Source organism: Halorubrum sp. SP9 (assembly GCF_005435015.1).
Lineage (GTDB): Archaea > Halobacteriota > Halobacteria > Halobacteriales > Haloferacaceae > Halorubrum > Halorubrum sodomense.
Genome location: NZ_SGXU01000001.1, coordinates 298,820 through 320,504, shown reverse-complemented (window position 1 = coordinate 320,504; position 21,685 = coordinate 298,820). Strand labels below are relative to the sequence as shown.

Sequence of the window (21,685 nt, the reverse complement as noted above, 5' to 3'; positions counted from 1 at the left end):
TCTCCGCCACCGACCGAACCGTCGAGTCAGTCTCGCAGGCCCTCCACGACGGCCGCGATCCGGTCGATCGCGGCGTCGACGTCGGCCTCGTCGACGTCGAGGTGCGTGGTGAACCGCGTCGTGTAGTCGTCGAATTCGACACAGCCGACGCCGGCCTCCTTACACGCCGCGTAGAGCGACTCGGCCGGGATGCCGGCGTCCTCGGTGTGGGCCACGACGATGTTGGTGTCGGGCGCGGGCGCGTCGACGCCGTCGAGCGCGTCGAGACCGGCCGCGAGCCGCTCGGCGTTGGCGTGGTCCTCGGCGAGGCGGTCGACGTTCTCCAGCGCGCGGAGCCCGGGCGCCGCGATGATGCCCGCCTGGCGCATCCCGCCGCCGAACAGCTTGCGGACGCGGCGCGCATCCTGGATAAACGACTCGTCTCCGGCGAGGATCGAGCCCACGGGCGCGCCGAGCCCCTTCGAGAGGCAGAAGGTGACGCTGTCGACGGGGGCGACGATCTCGCTCGCGTCGACGCCGAGCGCGACCGCGGCGTTGAACACGCGCGCGCCGTCGAGGTGAATCGGCACGTCGGCGTCGCGTGCGGCCTCGGCCGCGGCCGCGATCCGATCGACGGGGATCGCCTTGCCGCCGCGGTAGTTGTGCGTGTTCTCCAGGCTGAGGAGCCCGGTACCGGGGCGGTGGAGGTCCTCGTCGACGAGCCCCTCGCGGACGGCGTCGGGCGTCGGGACGCAGCGCTCGCCGGCGTCTATCGTCCGCGTCTGGACGCCGGAGAGCTTGGCCGCGCCCGCCAGCTCCCACCGGTAGATGTGCGACTCGCGCTCTAAGAGGAGCTCCTGACCCGGTTCCGTGTGGGCGTGGACCGCGATCTGGTTCGCCATCGTTCCCGAGGGGACGTACAGCGCGGCCTCGGTGCCGACCGCCTCGGCGGCGCGCCGCTCCAGCTCGTTGACGGTCGGGTCGTCGCGGTACACGTCGTCGCCGACCTCGGCGGTCGCGGCCGCCTCGCGCATCTCCGCCGAGGGCGCCGTGACGGTGTCGGACCGCAGGTCGATGAACTCGTCGGACATCCGTTACGGGTCGTTCCGCGGCGGCGGACATATATCTCGCGCTCGACGAACGGCCGCGGCGACGGGGAGAGTTCGGCGGTTCCGCGTCCGGTCCCGGCGGTTCCGCGCGAGTCGGCCCGGTTCCGCGTCCGGTCCCTTCTTAACGGCCGGGATCGATCCGTCGCGTATGGCAACGGAAGCCGCGCCAGACGACGCAACCGACGCACCGGACGCCTACGACGCCCTCCTCGACCGGGTCCAGCGGTGGAACGCGGTCGGCAGCGCCTCCGGCGTCCTCGGCTGGGACCAGCAGGTGATGATGCCCGAGGGCGGCACGCCCGCCCGGTCGAAGCAGCTCTCGGCGCTCTCCTCCGTCCACCACGACATGGTCACCGCCGACGAGACGGGCGAGCTGCTCGACGAGCTCGACGACGCCGACCTCACCGACGAGCGGGCGGCGGTCGTCCGCGAGGTCCGCCGCGAGTACGAGCGCGCCGATGCCGTCCCGGTCGAGCTCGTCGAGGAGATCTCCGAGACGGGTTCCGAGGCGCTCCAGGCGTGGGAGGAGGCGAAGGCCGAAGACGAGTTCGAGACGTTCGCGCCCTACCTGGAGAAGCACGTCGAGCTGAAGCGAGAGTACGCCGAGCACATCGACCCCGACCGCGACCCCTACGAGGTCCTCTTCGAGGAGTTCGAGCCGTGCCTCTCGATGGAGCGCGCGGAGTCGATCCTCACCGAGCTCCGGGAGGCGCTCGTCCCGATGATAGAGGCGATCCGCGAGTCGGATGTCGACCTCGCGGTCGACACCTTCGAGGGGACGTTCCCCGAGGAGACGCAGGAAGCGCTCTCCCGTGACGCGCTGGAGCTCGTCGGCTACGACTTCGACCGCGGCCGCCTCGACGTCTCCTCGCACCCGTTCACCTCCGGCAACCAGTTCGACTGCCGCGTGACGACCCGGTTCGACGAGGAGGACCCGCTCGGCGCCGTCGGCTCGACGATCCACGAGTTCGGTCACGCGCAGTACAACCTCGGGCTCCCGCAGGAGCACTTCGGCACCCCGCTCGGGGAGTCCCGCGACCTCTCGGTCCACGAGTCGCAGTCGCGCCTCTGGGAGAACCACGTCGGCCGCAGCGAGGCGTTCTGGGAGCGGTTCCTCCCCGTGTTCCAAGAGCACTTCCCGCAGACGGAGGATGCGACGGTCCGTGACGCCTACGAGGCGTTCAACCAGGTGTACGAGGACAACTTCATCCGCGTCGAGGCCGACGAGCTCACCTACCACCTCCACATCGTCATCCGGTTCGAGATCGAGCGCGACCTGATCCGCGGCGACCTCGACGTCGAGGACGTGCCCGAGGTGTGGAACGACAAGTACGAGGAGTACCTCGGTATCCGCCCCGACACCGACAGCGAGGGGTGCCTCCAGGACATCCACTGGAGCCACGGCAACTTCGGCTACTTCCCCACCTACTCGCTCGGCTCCGTGATGGCCGCCCAGCTGTTCGACGCCGCCGAGGCCGACATCGACGACCTCGACGGGAAGATCGCCGAGGGCGAGTTCGACGACCTCCAGGACTGGCTCGGCGAGAACGTCCATCGGCACGGCTCCCGCTACGAGACGAACGAGCTCGTGAAACGGGCGACCGGCGAGGACTTCTCGGCGGACGCCTTCCTCGACTACGTCGACGAGAAGTACGGCGAACTCTACGGGATCTGAGTCGCTCCGTTCCCGCGACGTTTCATTTATATTCCCAGTCGGAACCCCGTCATCAACACGATGAGCGCGAGCATCACGGCGCCCTCGAACAGGCCGACGACGAGGTTCTGCTTCTCGATCGATTCGAGCCGCGAGGAATCCGGATCCGGCGACAGCGTCTCGTAGTACGCGCTGAGCTGGAGCCGGTGGGGAACCGCCAGCCCGAACGCGAACAGCCCCCAGCCGACGCCGAGCGCGAGCCCCGACCACGTCCCGCCGAAGCCGTACCCGAGCCCGAGGTCGGGCGTGAGGAGGACCGTCCCGGACAGCACCGTCGTCAGCGAGAAGCCGACGAGGAAGAAGACGGCCTTCGGAATCAGCGTCCTGTTCACCGCGGCCGACGCCTCCTCGTCGAGGCCGCCGAGCGTCGGACCGATGAGGGCCGGGAAGATGACCGCGAAGCCGAACCAGACCGCGCCGGCGGCGACGTGCGTGTAGAAGAGCAGTTCGGTGCTCGCGAGCGCGAGGCTCGCGGCGAAGAACGCCAGCGGCACGAGGAAGCTCCCGGCCGCGAACGCCGGGTTCGCGGCGTCTGCGAGGTGACGAACCCGGTCGACGAATCCCGACTCAGCGACGTGACGGCTACCTTCGTCAGCGACTGCCATGGACACCGGATCCGGGGTCTCCGTGAAATGCGTTCGGGTCGACACGATCCGGGCCGGTTCTCCGCCCCCGAGCGCGATCGGAGTCGCGGCCGCGCGACCGCGACCGCCTCACTTCTCGATGATGCTCTCCTCGACGGCCTCGCCGAAGTGACGCGCGACGTCCTCGTAGAACACGAGCGCCTCGTCGCCGGGCTCGACGTCGGTGACGGCCTTGCGCCCCTCGCTCGTGGCGATCTTCACGGTCTCGGCGTTCTGGATGAGCGTCTCGATCCGGTCGGTGCCGTCGTCGGTCTCGATCTCCGCCTGGATCCGGAACATCGGGCGCTTCTCGATCTTCACCCGCCCCACCACCGCCTCGCGGGTGTGGCCGTCGGTGTCGACGACCTGGACCTCGTCGCCGCTCGACAGCTCCGCGAGGTAGTTGGTGCCGCCCTCGGGGTTGCGGACGTACGCGTGGACCGCGCCCGCGTTCACGCGGAACGGGCGCGACTCGACGTACGGCGACTCCGCGGTCTCGGCGTGGACGAAGAAGAGCCCGCGCGACATCGAACCGACGAGCATCCCCTCGCTGTCGTCCATCAGCGATCCCGTGTCGATGCAGACGCGGTCCGCCATCCCGGTCTGTTCGATCTCCGTCACCTCGGCGCGGCGGAGGTCCAGCGTCTCGCGGTCGGCCGCGTCGCGGGCCTCGACCGCGCCGCGGATCTCGTCGGGCGAGTCGGAATCGAGGAGGACGCCGTCGGCGCCGATCTCCAGCGTCTCGAACGCGGTCCGGGCCTCGGCGGCGGTCGTCGCGCCCGCGACGAGGTGCGTCTCCTCGCCGACGCGGGCGATGAGGTTCTCGAGCGGGATGATCGACCAGTCCTCGCCGACGACCACGGTGAACTCGGCGTCTTCGGCCGCCGCCTCGGCGAAGCGCTCGTACTCGGTGCCGAGGACGCGGACGTACGCCCCCTGTGCGCGGTCGTCGCGACGGCGCAGCGTTGTCAGGTCCGCCGACCCGGAGAAGTCCTCGGGCATCGATATCGTCCCGTCGCCCTCCCCGCCCTTCCCGACGAAGTACGCGTCGGCCTCGACGTCGGTCTCGGCGTCGTCGATCACGTCGGCGTCGGAGCGGAACGCCGCCACGTTCACGTCGCCCAGCTCCCGGACGCGACCCACGTCGTCCTCGTCGACGAGCACCCAGTCCGCGCCGGCCTCGATCGCGGTCGTGACCCGTCGCTTGCGCGCCTCCCAGTCGCCGACGTCGCCGTCGGCCTTGACCCAGACCGTGCGTGTCATTACCGGAACCTCACGGCGCGACGGCTTGAAAACTGCGAAAGGAACAGCGGACCGGGCCGAACCGCGGCCCCGCGGTCAAGCCCCGCCCGACCTCACGCCTCGACGAACCCGCCCGCCCGGAGCGCCTCCTCGACGCCGGCGTCGTCGTGGACGACGGCGGAGACCGCCCGAGCGATCCCCTCGGGGTCGTCGTGCTGGAAGATCGACCGCCCCATCGACACGCCGGCGGCGTCGCCGTCCATCGCGCCGCGGACCATCTCCACCGTCTCGCGGTCGGTCCCCTTGGAGCCGCCGGCGATGACCACCGGCAGGCGGGTCGACTCCGTGACGCGTTCGAAGGAGTCGCCGTCGCCGGAGTAGCCCGTCTTCACCACGTCCGCCCCGAGCTCCTCGGCGAGCCGGACGGCGTGCCCGAGGGCCTCGGGATCGGACTCGTCGACGCCCGGGCCGCGCGCGTACGCCATCGCGAGGACGGGGAGCCCGAGGCGCTCGGCGTCGGCGGTCAGCTCCGCGAGCTCCTCGATCTGGTTCGGCTCGTACTCCGAGCCGACGTTGATGTGGAAGGAGACGGCGTCGGCGCCGGCGCGGACCGCGTCCTCGGCGGTGCCGGTGACGCGCTTGTCGCTCTCGTCGGGCCCGATCGTCGTCGACCCGTTGAGGTGGACGATGTAGCCCGCGTCGTTCTTGTTCTCGTGGACGCGGGGCGCGATCCCACGCTGGGTGAGCACCGCGTCCGCCCCGCCGCCGGTGACGCCGTCGATCGTCGACTCGATGTCGACGAGCCCCTCGACGGCGCCCATCGTGATCCCGTGGTCCATCGGGACGATGAGGTATCGGTCGTTCGTGGAGATGCGGTCGAGTCGTGCCGAGAGTCCTGCTGTCATGGTGTGGTGGGTCGTTGTGTGAGAGTGTGGCAATCGGAGGTAAGTCGGTTTCGTTCGGGGACGTATTGTGTCGTTTCGGTCCGCGGGCGTCCCGGTCCGACTCAGGCGGACTCGACGGCCTCGGTCCGCGAGCGGTAGCCGCGCTCGGCGCCCGCCTTCAGCTCTCGCGAGAGCGCCTCTAGACGGTCGGCCACCTCTTCGGTCGACAGGTCCTCCGCGACGCCCTCGGCGACCACGTCGACGAGCGCCGAACCGACGATGATCCCGTCGGCGCCGCCCGCGACGATGCGCTCGGCGTGCTCGCCGGTCGAGATGCCGAACCCGACCGCCTTCGGCACGTCGTACTCGCGGAGCCGGTCGAGGCTCTCCGTGGTCTGGTCGGAGACGTCGTCGCGGGCGCCGGTGGTCCCGAGCCGTGCCTGGACGTACACGTACCCCGACACGCGCTCCATCAGCCGGTCGAGGCGGTCCGCGCGGGTCGTCGGCGCGACGATGAAGACGAGGTCGAGCCCGAACTCGTCGCACGCCTCGCGCAGCGGGTCCGCCTCCTCGGCCGGGAGGTCGGGGACGACGAGCCCCTGAATCCCCGCGGCCGCCGCCCGCTCGACGAACGGCCGGGGACCGGTGCTCGCGGCTTCGCCGCTCGCGTTCGAGGCGCTTCGCGCCTCGCCGTCACCGTACTGGTAAATCAGGTTGTAGTAGGTCATACAGACGAGCGCGGCGTCGACCTCCACCTCCTCCGCGAACGCGAAGAACCGCTCCGGCGTCATCCCCGCGTCGAGCGAGCGGACGAGCGCCTCCTGGATCGTCGACCCCTCCGCGATCGGCTCGGAGAACGGGAGGCCGAGCTCGATCACGTCGGCGCCGCCGCGGTCGAGCGCCTCGACGTACGCCTTCGACGACTCGTAGTCCGGGTCGCCCACGACGAGGTACGGGACGTAGGCGGGGCCGTCCGCGAACGCGGCGGCGACGGCGTCGGAGTTGCCCGTCTCCCCCATTCAGATCCCCCCCGTGAACATCGACATGTCCGGCGCGTTCGGCACGTCGCGCCGGTCCGTCTCCTCGATGGCGGCGTCGAGGTCCTTGTCGCCGCGCCCGGAGACGTTGACGACGACGCGGTCGCCGAGGTCCTCGTGGTGCTCTTCGAGGTAGCCGAACGCGTGGGCCGTCTCAAGTGCGGGGATGATCCCCTCGGTGTTCGAGAGCCGGTGGAACCCCTCCAGCGCGGCGTCGTCGTCGACCGCGACCGGTTCGACGCGCCCCTCGTCGACGAGGTACGCGAGCTCGGGGCCGACCCCGGCGTAGTCGAGCCCGGAGGAGACGGAGTGGCTCTCCATGATCTGCCCGTCGGAGTCCTGGAGGAGCTTCGTCCGCGCGCCGTGGAGGACGCCCTCCTCGCCGGCGTACAGCGACGCGGAGTTGGGCGCGACGCCCGCCTCCTCGTCGACTTCGAGCGTGGAGCCGCCCGCCTCGACGGCGCGGAGCGCGACGGACTCGTCGTCGACGAACTCGGCGAAGGTCCCCATCGTGTTCGAGCCGCCGCCCGCGCAGGCGACCACGTCGGTCGGAAGCCCGCCCGTCTTCTCGATCGCCTGCTCGCGGGCCTCCTCGGAGATGACCGCCTGGAAGTCGCGGACCATCACCGGGAACGGGTGCGGCCCGACGATGGACCCGATCACGTAGTGGGTGTCCTCGACGGTCGCCGCCCAGTCCCGCATCGTCTCGGAGATGGCCTCCTTGAGCGTGCCGCGCCCCGTCGTCACCGGCTTCACCTCCGAGCCGTTGAGCTTCATCCGGAACACGTTGGGGCGCTGGCGGTTGATGTCGCGCTCGCCCATGTAGATCGTACAGGGCATGTCGAGGTGCGCGGCCGCCATCGCGGTCGCGGTGCCGTGCTGCCCGGCGCCGGTCTCCGCGATGATGCGCTCCTTGCCCATGTACTTCGCGAGCAGCACCTGCCCGAGCGCGTTGTTCAGCTTGTGTGCGCCGCCGTGGAGGAGGTCCTCCCGCTTGAGGTACACCTCCGTGTCGTAGCGCTCCGAGAGCCGGCCGGCGCGCTGGAGCGGCGTCGGCCGCCCGCCGAAGTCGGCGAGGCGCTCGCGGAACTCGTCCATGAACCCGTCCTCGTTGTTCAGGACGTAGCGCTCGTAGGCGTCGGTCAGCTCCTCGATGGCGGGCATCAGCGCCTCCGGAACGTACTGGCCGCCGTAGCGGCCGAACTTCCCGTCGTCGCGGCCGCGCTCGCGGCCGGGGCGCCGCGCCCGCTCCGTTTCCTCCGTCGTCCGCGTGTCGGTCTCGCTCATGTGGGGGTCTCCGTGGTGTCTTGGGTGTCGCTCACGTCCTCCTCGTCCGCGACCGCGCCGCCCTCCGCGGCGCCGTCACCGTCCGCCTCCGTCCGCACCAACTCGCGCGTGTTCGCCTCCACGTCGCCGTCCATTATCGCGCTGCCGACGAGCAGCGCGTCGGCGCCCGCCGCCCGCATCCGGCGGACGTCCGCGGGCGATCCAATGCCGCTCTCGGCGATCAGCGTCACGTCGTCCGGGACGCCGGGCGCCACGGACTCGAAGGTTTCGAGGTCGACGACGAGCTCCGCGAGGTCGCGGTTGTTCACGCCGACCGTCGTCGCGCCCGCGTCGAGCGCGCGTTCCAGTTCCCCGCGGTCGTGGACCTCGACGAGGACCTGAAAGCCGCGGTCGCGGGCGGCCGCGAGCAGGTCCGGGAGGTCGTCGCCGACGAAGCGAGCGATCAGGAGGACGACGTCGCTCTCGACGGCGTCCAACTGTCCCTCGTCGACGACGAAGTCCTTCCGGAGGACCGGCACGTCGACGGCGTCGCGCACGCGTTCGAGCGTGTCGACGCTCCCGCCGAAGTGCTCCGGCTCGGTGAGCACGCTCAGCGCCGCCGCCCCGCCGGCGACCATCCCCTCCGCGAGCGCGACCGGGTCGTCGTCGCGAGCGCCATCGGTCGTCGGGCTCGTCGGCTTCACCTCGGCGATCACCGGGACGCGCCCGTCGGTCTCGGCCCGCTCGAACGCGGCCGAGAGGTCGCGTGAAGCGACCGAGACGCTCTCTCCCGAGCCCGCGTCGGCGCGCTCCCGAGCGGCGGACAGGATCGATCTGACCGCCGGCGCCAGCTCGTCTGGATCGTCCATTACTATACACTAATGTACGTATCTGTTCATAAGGCTTGCGGGCCTCGCCGATCGACTCGGAATCGACGCGGGGCCGGGTCGGGGACCCGCGCCTGCGATCCAAACTCGGTCTCGCGGCCGGTGATTTAAGTGTTCGACCCTTCCAATGGAGGGTATGAGTATGTCGGGCACGTCCGGCGTTTTCGCCCGGGAGTTCGACGAGATCGGTCGGACCGTACAGGTCGGGTTCGCCGGCGGGCGCGTCATCTCGGTGTCGTTCCCCGCCGATCCGCCGGCGGACGCAGAGACCGATCACGAGTTACTGGACCGGATCGACGCGTACCTCGACGGCGAGCGCGACGAGTTCCACGAGGTCGCGCTCGGACTGACGGTTCCCACCGAGCAGCGGGAGGTGTTGGAGTCGCTTCGGAGCGTGCCCTACGGCGAGGACGTCTCCGTGAGTCGGCTCGCGCGGCTCGCCGGGTTCGACCCCGACGACGCCGACGACTTGGAAATCGTGACCGACGCGCTCACCGACAATCCGATACCCGTCCTGCTCCCGGACCACCGAGTGGGCGGCGGACCGCACGCGACGCCGAGCGACGTCCGGAGCGCGTTCCGGCGCGTCGAGGGCCTCTCTCAGTGACGGTGCCCCGCGTCGGCGTGCGAGACCGGAGAGCCTCGCATGAGAACTCTCTGTGATCGTTCGGTATCGGCGGCGACGAGGCGTTGCGACTCGACGCTCGGTCGCCCGCTGAACGACGGCAGACACCGGGCCGTCAAGTCCGCTGCGCTCGCGGACTCAGATCTCGAAGTCGGGGGTGTCGAACGCGCCCTCGTCGGCGTCGACGTCGTACCCCTTGATGCCGGTGAGCGCCAGGTCCAGCGTCGCCTCGGCGTCCCACCGGCCCGTGTTGACCACGAGGTCGTAGATGGAGCGGTCGCTCAGGTCGATCCCGTAGTATGACTTGTAGCGCTGCTCCTCGATGACCTCGCGGACCTGCATCTCGGAGGTCATCTCCTCGCGCTCCGCCGTGCGGTCCGCGCGGACCTCGTCGGGCGCGTCGAGCCAGATCCGAATGTCTGCGCGGTTACCGGCGATCCAGCCCGCGAGCCGCGACTCCAGCACGAACGCCTTGTTCGCGGCACCCCACTTCTCGGCGATCCGGCGGAGCCGGCGGTCGAGCGCGCGGTCGATCTCCTCGGACTCGCCGGTCTCGGCGATGAGCTGCGAGAGGCTCATGTCCCGCTCGGCCGCGATCTCGCGGAACAGCTCGCCGCCGGAGACGTAGCCGCAGTCGAGCGCCTCGGCGATCCCCTCGACGAGCGTCGTGGCCCCGCAGCCCGGCGGGCCGGAGACGGTGACGAACAGGTTCCGGTCGATCCGTCGGTCGGGCTCCGGCGAGGTGCCGCTCATGCGTGTGGCGCCACGGATGGCCGCCGGATAAACGGGTCGGTTCCGCGAACGTCCGCGGAGCCGCCGGATAAACGGGTCGGTTCCGCGAACGTCCGCGGAGCCGACGCAACCGATTTCCCTTCCCGAGCCCTCGTGAACGTCGTGAGCGAGACCACGGATCGCGGCGACGAGGCCGCCGCTCGGGCGCTCCTTAGCGACGCCGTCTCTCGCGGCGCTATCCCGGATCCGAACTTCGATCCGGAAACGGTCACGATCGGTGACGCCGACGTGCTCGCTCGGCTCTCGCCGCCGGTCCGTCGCTGGTGGGTCGAGCGGTTCGGCGGGTACGTCGCCGAGAACGGCGGCTTCTTCACGCCGCCGCAGCGCGAGGCGATCCCCCACGTCGACGCCGGCCGGAACTGCCTCGTCGCCGCGCCGACGGGCAGCGGGAAGACGCTCGCCTCCTTCCTCGCGGTCCTCGACGACCTCTTCGCGCGCGACCGCGCCGGCGAGCTGGAGAACTCCGTCTACTGCCTGTACGTCTCGCCGCTGAAGTCGCTCGCGAACGACATCGAGCGCAACTTGGAGGCGCCCTTGGCGGGGATCGGCGAGGCCGTCGCCGCGGCGGAGGCGGACGGAGACGGTACGGACGCGACCCGGGAAGCCGCTCTCGACGACGCCGGAGACCCTTACGAGCCCGGCGTCAGGCAGGCGATCCGGCACGGCGACACCTCGAAGGCGGACCGGCAGGCGATGCTCTCGGAGACGCCGCACGTCCTCAACACCACGCCCGAGACGCTTTCGATCCTGCTCAACTCGCCGAAGTTCAAGGAGAAGCTCCGCACCGTCGAGTACGTGATCGTCGACGAGATCCACTCGCTGGCCGCGAACAAGCGCGGCACCCACCTCTCGGTGTCGCTGGAGCGGCTGACCGAGCTCGCGCGGAACGGCGAGGGGGAAAGAGAGACCGCGATCACTCGGATCGGCTGCTCTGCGACCGTCGAACCGCTCGACGGGATCGCCTCGTTCCTCGTCGGGCGCGAGCGCGTCGCGGGCGAGGCGGGCGACGTCGACGGGTTCGAGACGCGCCCCTGCGAGGTGGTCGACGCGCGGTTCGCCCGCGAGTTCGACCTCGAGCTCCGGACGCCCGCCGCCGATCTGATCCACACGCCGCGGTCGGCGGTCACCGACCGCTTCTACGAGTCGCTGCGCGAGCTGATCGACTCGCACGAGAACACGCTGGTGTTCACGAACTCCCGGTCGGGCGCCGAGCGCACGCTCCAGGAGCTCCGCCAGCGGTTCGACTACGACGAGTCGGACTCGGGCTGTCACCACGGGAGCCTCGGGGAGGCCCAGCGCACCCGGGTCGAGGAGGGGCTGAAGTCGGGCGAGCTCGACGTGGTCACCACCTCGACGAGCCTCGAACTCGGCATCGACATGCCGCACCTCGATTTGGTCGTTCAGGTCGGCTCCCCGAAGTCGGTCGCGGCGCTGCTCCAGCGCGTCGGCCGCGCGGGCCACAGCCCGGGCGAGACCGTCGAGGGGCGGGTGTTCGCGCTCGACCGCGACGAGCTGATCGAGTGCGCGACGCTGCTCGCGCGCGCCGAGGACGGGTTCGTTGACCGGGTGTTCCCGCCCGAGGGAGCCTACGACGTCGCCGCCCAGCACGTCTACGGAATGGCCATAAACCGGATCCGACCGGACCGGGAGGTCCGCGAGGTCCTCCGTCGCGCGCACCCGTACCGCGACTTCGACGGCGGGGCGTACGAGCGGCTCATGCGGTACCTCACGGGCGACTACGACGGGCTCGAAGCGAAGAACGTCTACCCGAAGGTGTGGCGCGACGCCAACGACCCGCCCGACGGCGAACACCACCATCCCGAGTACCCCGTCGGTGAGACGCTGGTCGGGAAGCGCGGGCAGCTCGCGCGGGTCATCTACATGACGAACGTGGGGACGATCCCCGACTCGTTTACCTGTGACGTGTTCACTCGCGACGACCGGTGGGTCGGCACCCTCGACGAGTCGTACCTCGACACGCTGGAGTCGGGCGACGTGTTCGCCCTCGGCGGCGAGCGGTTCGCGTTCCGCTACCGCCGCGGCTCGAAGGTGTACGTCGACCGGACGAGCGAGCGCCCGACGGTCCCGTCGTGGTTCGCGGAGCGCCTCCCCCTGTCCGCCGACCTCGCGCGGGAGGTCCTCGAGTTCCAGGCCGAACTCCTCGACCGGCTGGCCGGCGACGGCCCGAACGCGGGCCCGGCCGCGGTCCGCGCGTGGCTCCGCGAGTTCCCCCTCGACGGGAACTCGGTCCGCGCGCTCGCCCGGATGTACGACGAGCAGGTCCGGTACGCCGGACCGGAGGCCGTCTCGACGCCCGACCGCCTCGTCGTCGAGGAGGAGCTCGACCGCAACGAGTACAAGCGCCGGTTCTACGTCCACTCCGTCTACGGCCGGCGGTTCAACGACGGGCTCTCTCGGCTCGTCGCGGCCGCGGTCGCGGACCGGACCGACGCCAACGTCGCCGTCGCGGTCGCGGACCGCGGCTTCAGCCTCGCGCTCCCGCTGAACCGAAAGGTCGACGTGGCACGGATTCTGGCCGATCTCGACCCGGAGACGGTCCGCGAGGACCTCCGCGAGGCGGTTCAGGGAACGGACCTGCTTCAGCGCTACTTCCGGATCGACGCGGGGCGATCGCTGATGATCCTGAAACGGTACAAGGGGTACGAGAAGTCGGCCGCCGAACAGCAGGTGTCCGCCGAGATGCTGCTGTCGTTCGCGGCCGACTTGGAGGAGTTCGCCGTGCTGGAGGAGACGTACCGCGAACTGCTGGAAGACCGGCTCGACGTCGAGGGGATCCGCGAGATCGTCGGGCGGGTTTCGGCCGGCGACCTCGCGGTCGAACACCGCGTCGTCGACTCGCCCAGCCCCCTCGCGTTCGGCCTCGCGACCCTCGTCGACTCCGACACCGTCATCGCCGACGACGAGTCGGCCGTACTCCGCGAATTCCACGCCCGCGTGATGGAGGAGATAGGCGAGGCGCCGCCGGGCGCCGACGGCGGTGCCGGTGACGAGGGGGACCACGACGCCGAACCGCCCGCGGACCGCGGACCAGACTGACATGTCCGGTCCCGAGTCGCCTCCGGCCGCGTCCGCGCCGCCTCGGCTCCGTCTGCGGTTCGCCGGGAGGGTCGCGCTCGGCGCCCTCGGACTCGCCGTGCTGCGGGGCCCGCTCGGGACCGCGTGGGTCCTCGCCGCGGCCGTCCCCGGCGCGTACCTCGCCGCGTACGCGCGGACCAACCTCGACGCGAACCGCTCGCCGGACGGCGGGGAGCCGTTCGCGCGGCTCGGCACGGCGAACGGGATCACCCTGTTCCGCGGCTGGCTCGCGGCGGTCCTGACCGGCGCGCTGGTCGCGTCCCCGCCGGACCCGCGGATCCCCGTCGCGCTCTTCGCCGGCGCGGTCGGCCTCGACGCGGTCGACGGCGCGGTCGCCCGACGCACCCGCGAGACGGTCCTCGGCGCGCGGCTCGACGGCGCGACCGACGCGCTGGCCGTCCTCGTCGGCGCCGCGGTCGCCGTCGCGCTCGGGTCACTCCCGGCGTGGTACCTCCTCGCGGGCGCGGTCTGGTACGCCTACGCCGGGTCGCTGTGGCGGCGACGGCGGAACGGGGAACCGGTGTACGATCTCCCCCCGAGCCGGATCCGCCCGTTCGTCGGCACCGCGCAGTTCGCCGTCGTCGCGCTCGCGCTCCTCCCGAGCGTCGGCGGCGCGGGCGGAACCCCCCGGCTCACCGCGCTCGCGGGGGTCGTGCTCGCGGCGCTGTTGGGGAGCTTCGCGCGCGACTGGGCGGCCGCGACGGGGCGGCTCGGCCGCGACGACCCGCCGCTCGCGTCCGGACGGGGCGGCGACTGAACGGGGCGGTGACGGACTCGGCGCGGAGTCGGCCGAGTCTACGATTCTCTCGACAACAGGACCGCGAGGACGCCGATCAGCAGGATCTGCGCGACCTTGTCGACGGCGCCGTAGATTCCGATGTCGGCCGGGAACGAGTACGTCCCGGCGACGAAGTTGATGACGTACCACAGGACGATCTGTCCGGCGGTGAACGGGATTCCGAGCGCGTACGTCAGCCGCCGCCGGTAGCCGGCGATGATCGCCGTCACGCCCGCGCCGAAGCCCAGGGTCGCGACGAAGAAGGAGATCCCCAGCGCCCCTCCGACCTGAACGCCGAGCACGGCGTGTACGATCCCGGACACGGTCGCGGCGAGGATTCCGATCCAGTGGAGGGAAGTCAGCGATTCGACGTCGACGCCGGCGTCGGAGCGTGCCATGGACACGTGGAACACGGACTCGGACGGCTTATGTCTACTCCTCGTCACCGCGGTCGACGGACGGGATTCCCGTCCCCGTTACTGCCGTGGGTTTATGCCGGATCGGTCCGTGTAATCGCTAATGACACATCGTCTCGGTCGTCGGTCGCGGACGGGTGAGTCCGCGTGAGCGACGGCGACGCGGAACGAGCGGTGGAGTTCACCGGGCCGGAGCGCGTCGAGGTCGTCCCGATCGACGACCCCGTCCCCGATCCCGACGAGGTGGTCGTCGAGGCGTCGGTGTCGGCGGTCAGCGCAGGCTCCGAACTGCTCGCGTATCGCGGGGAACTCGACCCCGAGACGGTCGCGGACGAGGAGCTGTCCTCGCTCGACGGCGACCTCTCGTACCCGCTCCGGTACGGCTACGCGGTCGTCGGTCGGGTGACGGCGGTCGGCGACGCCGTCGACCCGTCGTGGCGCGACCGGACCGTCTTCGCGTTCAACCCCCACGAGAGCCGGTTCGCCGTCTCCCCCGACGCGCTCCGCACGGTCCCGGACGGGATCGACCCGGAGACCGCGACGCTGTTCGCGAACGCGGAGACGGCGGTCACCCTGACGCTCGACGCCGCTCCCCGGATCGGCGAGCGCGTCGCGGTGTTCGGCCAGGGCGTCGTGGGCCTGCTCACGACCGCGCTGCTCGCGCGGAGCGGCGCCGAGACCGTCGTCGCGGTCGAGCCGAAGGACCGCCGGCGGGAGTTGGCGGCCGAGTTCGGCGCCGACGCCGTCGTCGACCCGAGCCGGTACGACGGGCGCGAGGGCGTCGTCGACGCGGTCCGCGAGCGGGCCGGCGACGGCGTCGACCTCGCCGTAGAGGTCTCAGGGCGACCCGAGACCCTCAAAACGGCCGTCGAGACCACGCGGTTCGACGGCCGAGTAATCGTGGGCTCGTGGTACGGGACCAAGCGAGCCGACCTCGGCTTCGGCGACCACTTCCACCGGGGGCGAGTCACCGTCCGGAGCAGTCAGGTCACCACCATCGCGCCCGAGCTCCGCGGGCGCTGGGACAGCGAGCGGCGCCGCGAGACGGCCTGGCGCGAGCTCCGACAGCTCGACGCCGACCTCGACGTGGCCGACCGGCTCGTCACCGACCGCGTCCCAGTCGTGGGCGCACCGACCGCGTACCGACGGCTCGCGGACGAGGCCGAACCGACCCTCCAGGTCCTGTTCACCTACTAATGTACGAACTGACCGTCAGCGAGTCGTTCGTCGCACAGCACTACCTCACCGTCCCGAACCCGCCGGCCGACGAGGCGGAGCTCCACTCGCACACGTTCGAGGCGGAGGCGACGTTCCGCGGCCCGGAGCTCGGCGAGCACGGCTACCTGCTCGACATCGACCTCGCGCTGGAAGCGATCGCGGACGCGGCCGACCGCTACCGCGACGAGACGCTCAACGATCACTTGGAGGGGAACCCGAGCGCCGAGCGGCTGGCGCGGGCCCTGTTCGACGCGCTCGCGGACGTGGACGCCCCGGCCGCGACGGAGCTGACCGTATCGGTTCGGGAGGACGACGCCGCGAGCGTCTCGTACACCGGCGAGCTGCGGTGACCGCGGGATGCGCGTCGCGCTCGTCCTCGCCGGCGACATCGAGTCCGGGTCGGGCGGCTTCTACTACGACCGGCGGCTCCGCGACCGGCTCCGCGAGCGCGGCCACGCGGTCGAGGTCGTCTCGCTGCCGCGAGGGTCGTACCGGGAGCGCCTCGCGCCGAACCTCCGCGCCCGCGGGCTCGCCGACCGGCTCTCCGGTTTCGACGTCATCGTCGAGGACGGGTTAGCGCACCCCTCTCTGCTGTGCGCCAACCGGCGGCTCGACGCGCCGACCGTCGCGCTCGTTCACATGATCGCTTGGCGTGCGCGTACGGCGGAGGCGGCGGCCCGGGCGGGGGGGACCGGACTCGGCGGGCGCCTGCGCGCCGAACTCGGGCGCCGCGGCGTCGCGGCCGTCGAGCGCCGGTTCCTCCGCGGGGTCGACGCCGCGGTGTACAACGCCGAGACGACGCGGCGCGACGCGGCCGGGCTCGGCGGGCCCGACCGCAACACCGTCGCGCCCCCGGCCGGCGATCGGTTCGACCCCGTGACCGCGGCGTCAGAGATCCGCGAGCGGGCGGAGACCGGCCCGCTCGAGGTGACCTTCCTCGGCAACGTCGTCCCCCGGAAGGGGCTCGACGCGCTCGTCGAGGGGGTCGCACGGCTGGACGGGACCGACGTGGACTGGCGGCTGACGGTCGTGGGCGACCGGAGCGTCGATCCGGGCCACGCCGAGTCGGTCGCGGACGCGGCCGACGCGGCCGGGATCGGCGACCGGGTCGACTTCGCCGGCCGCCTCGGCGACGAGGCGGTCGCGGCTCGGCTCCGCGAGAGCCACGTTCTCGCGGTTCCCTCCCGCTACGAGCCGTTCGGCATGGTGTACCTGGAGGCGATGGGGTTCGGCTGCGTCCCGGTGGCGACGACCGCGGGCGGGGCGGGCGAGTTCGTCCGCGACGGCGAGTCGGGGGTCCTCGTTTCCCCCGACGACCCTCGGGCCGTCGCCCGGGCGCTCCGGGACCTCGACGACCGCGACCGGCTGGCGGCGATGGGGACCGCCGCGCGCCGCGACTACGAGGCGCGGCCGGGGTGGCCCGAGACGCTCGACCGCGTCGTCGAGTTCCTCGAAGCCGAGGCGGCGCGCGGGGCGGACGACCGGGCGGCCGGCGAGCGAGGGGAGCGAGGTGAGCGCGCGTGACCGATCACGCGGCGTACCTCGACGCGAAGCGCGCGCTCGACGACCGGTCGCTGAACCGCGACGTCCTCGACCGGTTCGCGGCCGAACTCCCGCCCGAGCCGGAGGTCCTCGAAGTCGGCGCGGGCACGGCGACGATGGTCGAGCGGCTCGTCGACTGGGGTGTGATCGAAGGGGGTCGGTGGGTTGCGGTCGACGCCCACGAGGAGGCCCTCGCGGCGGGCGAGGCCCGGATCGGCGACGCGGTCGGCAATGTCGCGGTCGAGTTCCGCGCGGCCGACGCCTTCGAGTTCGCGGCGGAGGCCGCGGGCGCCGGCCGGCGGTTCGACGCGGTCGTCGGCTGCGCGTTCTTCGACGTGGTCGACGCGGCGCCCGCGGTCGACGCCCTCGGCGAGGTGACCCCCGTCGCGTACGCGCCGATCACCTACGACGGCGAGACGCGCTTCGCGCCGCCGGATCCCGACGACGACGCCGTCCTCGACCGCTACCACCGTCACATGCGGGAGTTCCGGCCCGGGGGTCCGGACGGGGCGGCGGCGCTGGCCCGGGAGGCGACCGTGATAGCGGAGGGCCCCTCGCCGTGGCGGATCGAACCGCCGTACGAGTCGGGCGAACGGACGGTCCTCGCGCACCTGCTCGACACCGTCGAGGAGGCCGTCGGGGAGACCGGCTACGACGCGAGCGACTGGGCGGACGGGCGGCGGGAGGCGCTCGGTGACGGCCGGCTGCGCTACGAGGCGGCGAACCGGGACCTGCTGGTCCGGCTGGAGTGAGACGCGACCGGGAGCGATCGTGGGCGTCCGTCGGCTACGGCCGGGGCGGCACGTCCGGTATCGGGTCCGGGAGCCCCTCCAGTAGCAGCGTCGTGTAGTAGAGGAAGACCGCGAGCGCCGCGAGCGACAGCAACAGCAGGAACAGCAGGATCAGTCGCTCGTCGCTGCGGACGACCGCGGCCGTGTCGGCGAGGAACCGCCCCCAGGCGCCGCGCTGAGTCATGGACCCGTCGTTGCGGCCGCGTCCGCTTAAAACTGGGAGGCGAGGCGGCCGGGTCGGTCGAACCGGTCCGGCCCGCTGGCTCGAACTCGGCCTGTCGGGTCGACCTCGGTCCGTAAACTCGACCCGATCCGCCGCCGGCGACCGTGCGCTGTCAGTCGTCGGAGGGGGACACGGGAGAGCGACCGAGGGGCTCGCCGTCGACGGGCTCGTCGGGGTTCGCGTCGATAGCGGCGTCGGAGAGGCCGAACTGCGCGTCGACGTCGGCCTCCTCGCGGACGTGGACGGTGCCGCGGTGGACCGCGATGGCGTCCGCGAGGTGGAGCCGGACCGCGTCGATCAGCACGTCGGCCTCGAGGGGCTGCCCGCGGCGCTTGATGGCCTCGACGTCGGCGCCCGGCGGCACGTCGAAGGCGCGCTGGGCGATGACCGGGCCCTGGTCGAGGTCGGTCGTGACGTAGTGGGCGGTGACGCCCGCGATCCGGACGCCCGCGTCCTTCGCCTGCCGGTACGCCTCCGCGCCGGGGAACGCCGGCAGCAGCGAGGGGTGGACGTTGATGATCCGCCCCTCGTACCGGAAGACGACCTCCGGCGAGAGGATGCGCATGTAGCGGGCCAGCGCGATGAGGTCGACGTCGTACTCCGCCAGGAGGTCGAGGAGGCGCCCCTCGTCGGTGTTGCCGTTGCCGTCGCCCACGTCGTAGAACGGCTTGTCGTAGCGCTCCGCGAGCGACCGGAGGTCGCCGCGGTTGCCGATGACGACCGGAATTTCCGCCTCCGCGCCGTCGTCGGCCAGCTCGTCGTTGGCCTCGGCCTCCAGGAGGGCCTCGGGCGCGTGCGTCTCCTTCGTGACGAGGATCGCGACCCGGCGGGCGTCGCGGTCGCTCGGGAAGCGGACCTGGATGTCCACGTCGAGCTCGCGGCCGAGCTCGGCGAGCGCGCGGCGCAGTTCGCCGCGGGAGGTGTCCATCTCCGACGCGTCGACGCGGGTCGTCATCCGGAAGACGCCCTCCCGGACCGCCTGGTCGAGGTCCTCGATGTTGATTCCCCGCTCGAACAGCAGGGAGGTGACCCGCGCGATGAGTCCGGTCTTGTCTCCTCCGACGACCGTGATCTCGGTCAGTTCGCGGGTCATGCGACGATCACCTCCGCGGGTTCGAGCGGCTGCATACAGATCACCCAGCAGTCGGAGGGTTTTGCCCCTTTCGTTCCGTGCGCTCTCTGCCTCCCGCACGAACGACCGGCACATATCCACAAACGTGCCCATAAACGCCGTTCCAAAACGGTTTTTACACACGACTCCGCACCGATAGGTATGACCGCGTACACGGCGACGGTGACGGTCCGGCTGAAGCGGGGCGTCCTCGACCCGGAGGCCGAGACGACCCAGCAGGCGCTCGAACGGCTCGGGTTCGACCTGTCGGATCTCCGCTCGGCGGACCGGTTCGAGGTGGACCTCGACGCCGCCGACGCCGACGAGGCCGCCGACCGCGCCGGCGAGATGGCCGAGCGGCTGCTCGCGAACCCGACGATCCACGACTACGACGTCGCGGTCGCGGAGCGATGACGGTGGCCAACGCGGGGTGGGCGGCGTGACCGTCGCCGTCGTCCAGTTCGGCGGCTCGAACTGCGACCGCGACGCCGTCCGCGCGCTGGACCACCTCGGCGTCGACGTCGAGCGCGTCTGGCACGGGGACGGCCTCCCCGACGACGCTGAGGGAATCGTCCTCCCCGGCGGCTTCTCCTACGGCGACTACCTGCGCGCCGGCGCGATGGCCGCCCGCGCCCCGATCATGGAGGAGGTCCGCGCCGCGGCCGACGACGGCGTCCCCGTGCTCGGTGTCTGTAACGGCGCGCAGATCGGCTCGGAGTCCGGGCTGACGCCCGGCGCGTTCACCACGAACGCCTCCGCGCGCTTCCAGTGCGAGCCGGTCCACCTGCGCGTCGAGCGCGCCGACACGCCGTGGACCGCGGCCTACGACCGGGGCGACGTGATCGAGGTCCCCATCGCGCACGGCGAGGGGCGCTTCGAGATAAGCGAGCCCGCCCACGCCGACCTCGTCGACGACGACCGCGTCCTCTTCCGCTACTGCGACCCGGACGGGAACGTGACCGAGGAGGCTAATCCGAACGGCTCGACCGACAGCGTCGCCGGCGTCCTCGGCGAGCGCGAGACGGTCGCCGTGCTGATGCCCCACCCCGAGCGCGCCACCCTCCCGGACCTCGGTCGCAGCACCGACGGTGCGGGAGTTCTCGAAGCGTTCGCCTAACTGTCGCCTTTTTGCGGCCGGCCGCCGAATCGGCTCCCATGCGAGCGCGACACATCGACCACGTCAACCTCCGAATCCCGGGCGACGGCGCCGACGACGCCCGCGAGTTCTACGGCGAGAAGCTCGGATTTGGCATCGAGGACGCGCTGTACGCGGCCGACGAGAAGCCGTTCCTCGACGTGCGGCTCTCGGCGACCGCCGTGATCCACCTCTGGCCGACCGACGAGTTCGAGCGGCCGACGAAGACGAACTACGACCACGTCGCGGTGGTCGTCGAAGAGTCGGTCGAGGAGATCGAGCGCGAACTCGAAGACGCGGGCGTCGCAGTCGAGAAGACGCTCGACTCGCCGCTCGGCGCGACCGGCGAGGCGGGCGCGGTGTACGTCCGCGACCCGTTCGGCTACCGGGTGGAACTGAAAGCGCGGGTGTGAACGGAGCGACGGCGGGTTGCGATCGCCGTCAGTCGTCGGCGGCGTCGCTCCCCGTCACCGCCTGTTCCTCGTCGGCGCGCAGCAGGCGTTCAGCTCGGTCTCGGTCCTCGGGGTAGCCGACGTCGACCCGCCAGCCATCCATCGGGATCGCGTCGATGCTCCGGCCGGACTCAAGCAGGAGGTCGATCGTGTCCGGGAGTTCGTACTCGCCGCGGTCGGAGGCTTGGACGAGGTGGCAGGCGTGGAATATCGCCGGAGAGAAGGTGTAGAACCCGGTCATCACCAGGTTCGACGGCGGGTCGTCCGGCTTCTCGACCACTTCGACGATCTCGCCGTCCTCGGTGGTCTCACAGACGCCGTACCGGGAGGCCTCCTCGATCGGGACCTCTTCGACCAGGAAGGCCGCGTCCACGTCCCCGCGGCGCTGACGGTCGATCACGTCTCCCAGGTTGGCGTCGAAGACGTTGTCGCCGAGCATCAGCGCGAACTCCTCGTCGACGTACGGCTTGGCCTGTAAGAGCGCGTGAGCGAGGCCGAGCTGCTCGCGCTGGTGGGCGTACGTGATCGGCACGCCCCGGAAGCTGTCGCCGTACCGGTCGATGATCTGGCTCTTCCGGTAGCCGACGACCACGACGAACTCCGAGATCCCCACCTCGACGAGCTGCTCGAAGACGTGCTCCAGCAGCGGTCGGCCGTCCACCTCGACGAGGGCCTTGGGCTGATCGTCGGTCAGCGGCTTGAGTCGCGTGCCTTTCCCCGCCGCGAGGATGACTGCCTTCATACACGCCCCTGGCCGGAACACGA

The 21,685-nt window shown here is 71.4% G+C and carries 23 protein-coding genes; 11 read left to right on the top strand and 12 right to left on the bottom strand.

What is annotated here, in order from left to right; genetic code table 11:
* Positions 1-26: 26 nt before the first annotated feature.
* Positions 27-1,070, bottom strand: a complete 1,044-nt coding sequence (locus EXE45_RS01550) for a low specificity L-threonine aldolase (protein WP_137693326.1) — start codon at positions 1,068-1,070, stop codon at positions 27-29.
* Positions 1,071-1,236: 166 nt separating this feature from the next.
* Between EXE45_RS01550 and EXE45_RS01545 the strand changes: the two genes are divergently transcribed.
* Positions 1,237-2,763 carry a carboxypeptidase M32 gene (locus EXE45_RS01545; RefSeq protein WP_137693325.1) on the top strand — a complete coding sequence of 509 codons (1,527 nt, stop codon included), beginning with the start codon at positions 1,237-1,239 and terminating at the stop codon, positions 2,761-2,763.
* A 26-nt stretch (positions 2,764-2,789) separates the two neighbouring features.
* Here the strand turns inward: EXE45_RS01545 and EXE45_RS01540 are convergent, their stop codons facing one another.
* The 6 genes from EXE45_RS01540 to trpC all read right to left on the bottom strand — a co-directional run bounded on the left by EXE45_RS01540 (position 2,790) and on the right by trpC (position 8,723).
* The gene (locus EXE45_RS01540; RefSeq protein ID WP_092922391.1) at positions 2,790-3,407 is read right to left on the bottom strand and encodes a hypothetical protein; all 618 of its coding nucleotides are present in this window, start codon (positions 3,405-3,407) and stop codon (positions 2,790-2,792) included.
* Positions 3,408-3,515: 108 nt separating this feature from the next.
* Positions 3,516-4,688 (bottom strand): 3-dehydroquinate synthase II, encoded by a 1,173-nt coding sequence (locus EXE45_RS01535; protein ID WP_137693324.1) that lies wholly within the window; start codon positions 4,686-4,688, stop codon positions 3,516-3,518.
* 92 nt (positions 4,689-4,780) lie between these two features.
* A complete protein-coding gene (locus EXE45_RS01530; RefSeq protein WP_092922397.1) occupies positions 4,781-5,572 on the bottom strand; it encodes a 2-amino-3,7-dideoxy-D-threo-hept-6-ulosonate synthase in 792 nt (263 codons plus the stop codon).
* Between the two features lie 101 nt (positions 5,573-5,673).
* Positions 5,674-6,570 (bottom strand): tryptophan synthase subunit alpha, encoded by an 897-nt coding sequence (gene trpA, locus EXE45_RS01525; RefSeq protein WP_092922400.1) that lies wholly within the window; start codon positions 6,568-6,570, stop codon positions 5,674-5,676.
* A complete protein-coding gene (gene trpB / locus EXE45_RS01520; protein WP_092922403.1) occupies positions 6,571-7,875 on the bottom strand; it encodes a tryptophan synthase subunit beta in 1,305 nt (434 codons plus the stop codon).
* Positions 7,872-8,723, bottom strand: coding sequence for an indole-3-glycerol phosphate synthase (gene trpC / locus EXE45_RS01515; RefSeq protein ID WP_137693323.1), 852 nt, complete (start codon positions 8,721-8,723; stop codon positions 7,872-7,874). The genes trpB and trpC overlap by 4 nt, the downstream gene beginning before the upstream one ends.
* A gap of 154 nt (positions 8,724-8,877) precedes the next feature.
* Between trpC and EXE45_RS01510 the strand changes: the two genes are divergently transcribed.
* On the top strand, positions 8,878-9,348 hold the full coding sequence (locus EXE45_RS01510; RefSeq protein WP_092922409.1) for an MGMT family protein: 471 nt from the start codon (positions 8,878-8,880) through the stop codon (positions 9,346-9,348).
* A gap of 156 nt (positions 9,349-9,504) precedes the next feature.
* Here EXE45_RS01510 and cmk read toward each other — a convergent pair whose 3' ends face one another.
* Positions 9,505-10,119, bottom strand: coding sequence for a (d)CMP kinase (cmk, locus tag EXE45_RS01505; protein WP_092922412.1), 615 nt, complete (start codon positions 10,117-10,119; stop codon positions 9,505-9,507).
* Between the two features lie 132 nt (positions 10,120-10,251).
* On the opposite strand from cmk, the gene EXE45_RS01500 reads away from it, so the two are divergent.
* A complete protein-coding gene (locus EXE45_RS01500) occupies positions 10,252-13,215 on the top strand; it encodes an ATP-dependent helicase (RefSeq protein ID WP_137693322.1) in 2,964 nt (987 codons plus the stop codon).
* On the top strand, positions 13,163-14,011 hold the full coding sequence (locus tag EXE45_RS01495; RefSeq protein ID WP_241989411.1) for a CDP-alcohol phosphatidyltransferase family protein: 849 nt from the start codon (positions 13,163-13,165) through the stop codon (positions 14,009-14,011). The genes EXE45_RS01500 and EXE45_RS01495 overlap by 53 nt, the downstream gene beginning before the upstream one ends.
* A gap of 38 nt (positions 14,012-14,049) precedes the next feature.
* On the opposite strand, the gene EXE45_RS01490 is transcribed toward EXE45_RS01495, so the two are convergent.
* Complete coding sequence (locus EXE45_RS01490; protein ID WP_137693321.1) at positions 14,050-14,430, bottom strand: hypothetical protein; 381 nt, start codon at positions 14,428-14,430, stop codon at positions 14,050-14,052.
* 165 nt (positions 14,431-14,595) lie between these two features.
* On the opposite strand from EXE45_RS01490, the gene EXE45_RS01485 reads away from it, so the two are divergent.
* Genes EXE45_RS01485 through EXE45_RS01470 form a run of 4 tightly spaced genes read left to right on the top strand, consistent with a single transcriptional unit; the run spans position 14,596 to position 17,960 of the window.
* On the top strand, positions 14,596-15,645 hold the full coding sequence (locus EXE45_RS01485; protein WP_137693320.1) for a zinc-binding alcohol dehydrogenase: 1,050 nt from the start codon (positions 14,596-14,598) through the stop codon (positions 15,643-15,645).
* Positions 15,645-16,016 (top strand): 6-carboxytetrahydropterin synthase, encoded by a 372-nt coding sequence (locus tag EXE45_RS01480; RefSeq protein WP_092922424.1) that lies wholly within the window; start codon positions 15,645-15,647, stop codon positions 16,014-16,016. Before EXE45_RS01485 ends, EXE45_RS01480 begins: the two co-directional genes overlap by 1 nt.
* Before the next feature lie 7 nt (positions 16,017-16,023).
* Entirely contained in the window at positions 16,024-17,190 is a 1,167-nt protein-coding gene (locus EXE45_RS01475; RefSeq protein WP_137693319.1) for a glycosyltransferase family 4 protein, read from the top strand.
* Entirely contained in the window at positions 17,187-17,960 is a 774-nt protein-coding gene (locus tag EXE45_RS01470; protein WP_092922430.1) for a class I SAM-dependent methyltransferase, read from the top strand. Before EXE45_RS01475 ends, EXE45_RS01470 begins: the two co-directional genes overlap by 4 nt.
* Before the next feature lie 34 nt (positions 17,961-17,994).
* Here EXE45_RS01470 and EXE45_RS01465 read toward each other — a convergent pair whose 3' ends face one another.
* Positions 17,995-18,183, bottom strand: coding sequence for a hypothetical protein (locus tag EXE45_RS01465; protein ID WP_092922433.1), 189 nt, complete (start codon positions 18,181-18,183; stop codon positions 17,995-17,997).
* 151 nt (positions 18,184-18,334) lie between these two features.
* Positions 18,335-19,315, bottom strand: a complete 981-nt coding sequence (locus EXE45_RS01460; RefSeq protein ID WP_137693318.1) for a formyltransferase family protein — start codon at positions 19,313-19,315, stop codon at positions 18,335-18,337.
* Positions 19,316-19,495: 180 nt separating this feature from the next.
* Between EXE45_RS01460 and purS the strand changes: the two genes are divergently transcribed.
* From purS to EXE45_RS01445, 3 genes are read left to right on the top strand one after another with little or no spacing between them, the layout of a single operon-like run.
* Entirely contained in the window at positions 19,496-19,747 is a 252-nt protein-coding gene (gene purS / locus EXE45_RS01455; RefSeq protein WP_092922439.1) for a phosphoribosylformylglycinamidine synthase subunit PurS, read from the top strand.
* Positions 19,748-19,772: 25 nt separating this feature from the next.
* The gene (gene purQ, locus EXE45_RS01450) at positions 19,773-20,450 is read left to right on the top strand and encodes a phosphoribosylformylglycinamidine synthase I (RefSeq protein WP_137693317.1); all 678 of its coding nucleotides are present in this window, start codon (positions 19,773-19,775) and stop codon (positions 20,448-20,450) included.
* 38 nt (positions 20,451-20,488) lie between these two features.
* Entirely contained in the window at positions 20,489-20,881 is a 393-nt protein-coding gene (locus EXE45_RS01445) for a VOC family protein (protein WP_092922450.1), read from the top strand.
* Between the two features lie 28 nt (positions 20,882-20,909).
* On the opposite strand, the gene aglF is transcribed toward EXE45_RS01445, so the two are convergent.
* Positions 20,910-21,662: a UTP--glucose-1-phosphate uridylyltransferase AglF gene (aglF, locus tag EXE45_RS01440; protein WP_092922453.1), complete on the bottom strand. Its 753-nt coding sequence runs from the start codon at positions 21,660-21,662 to the stop codon at positions 20,910-20,912.
* Positions 21,663-21,685: the final 23 nt, after the last annotated feature.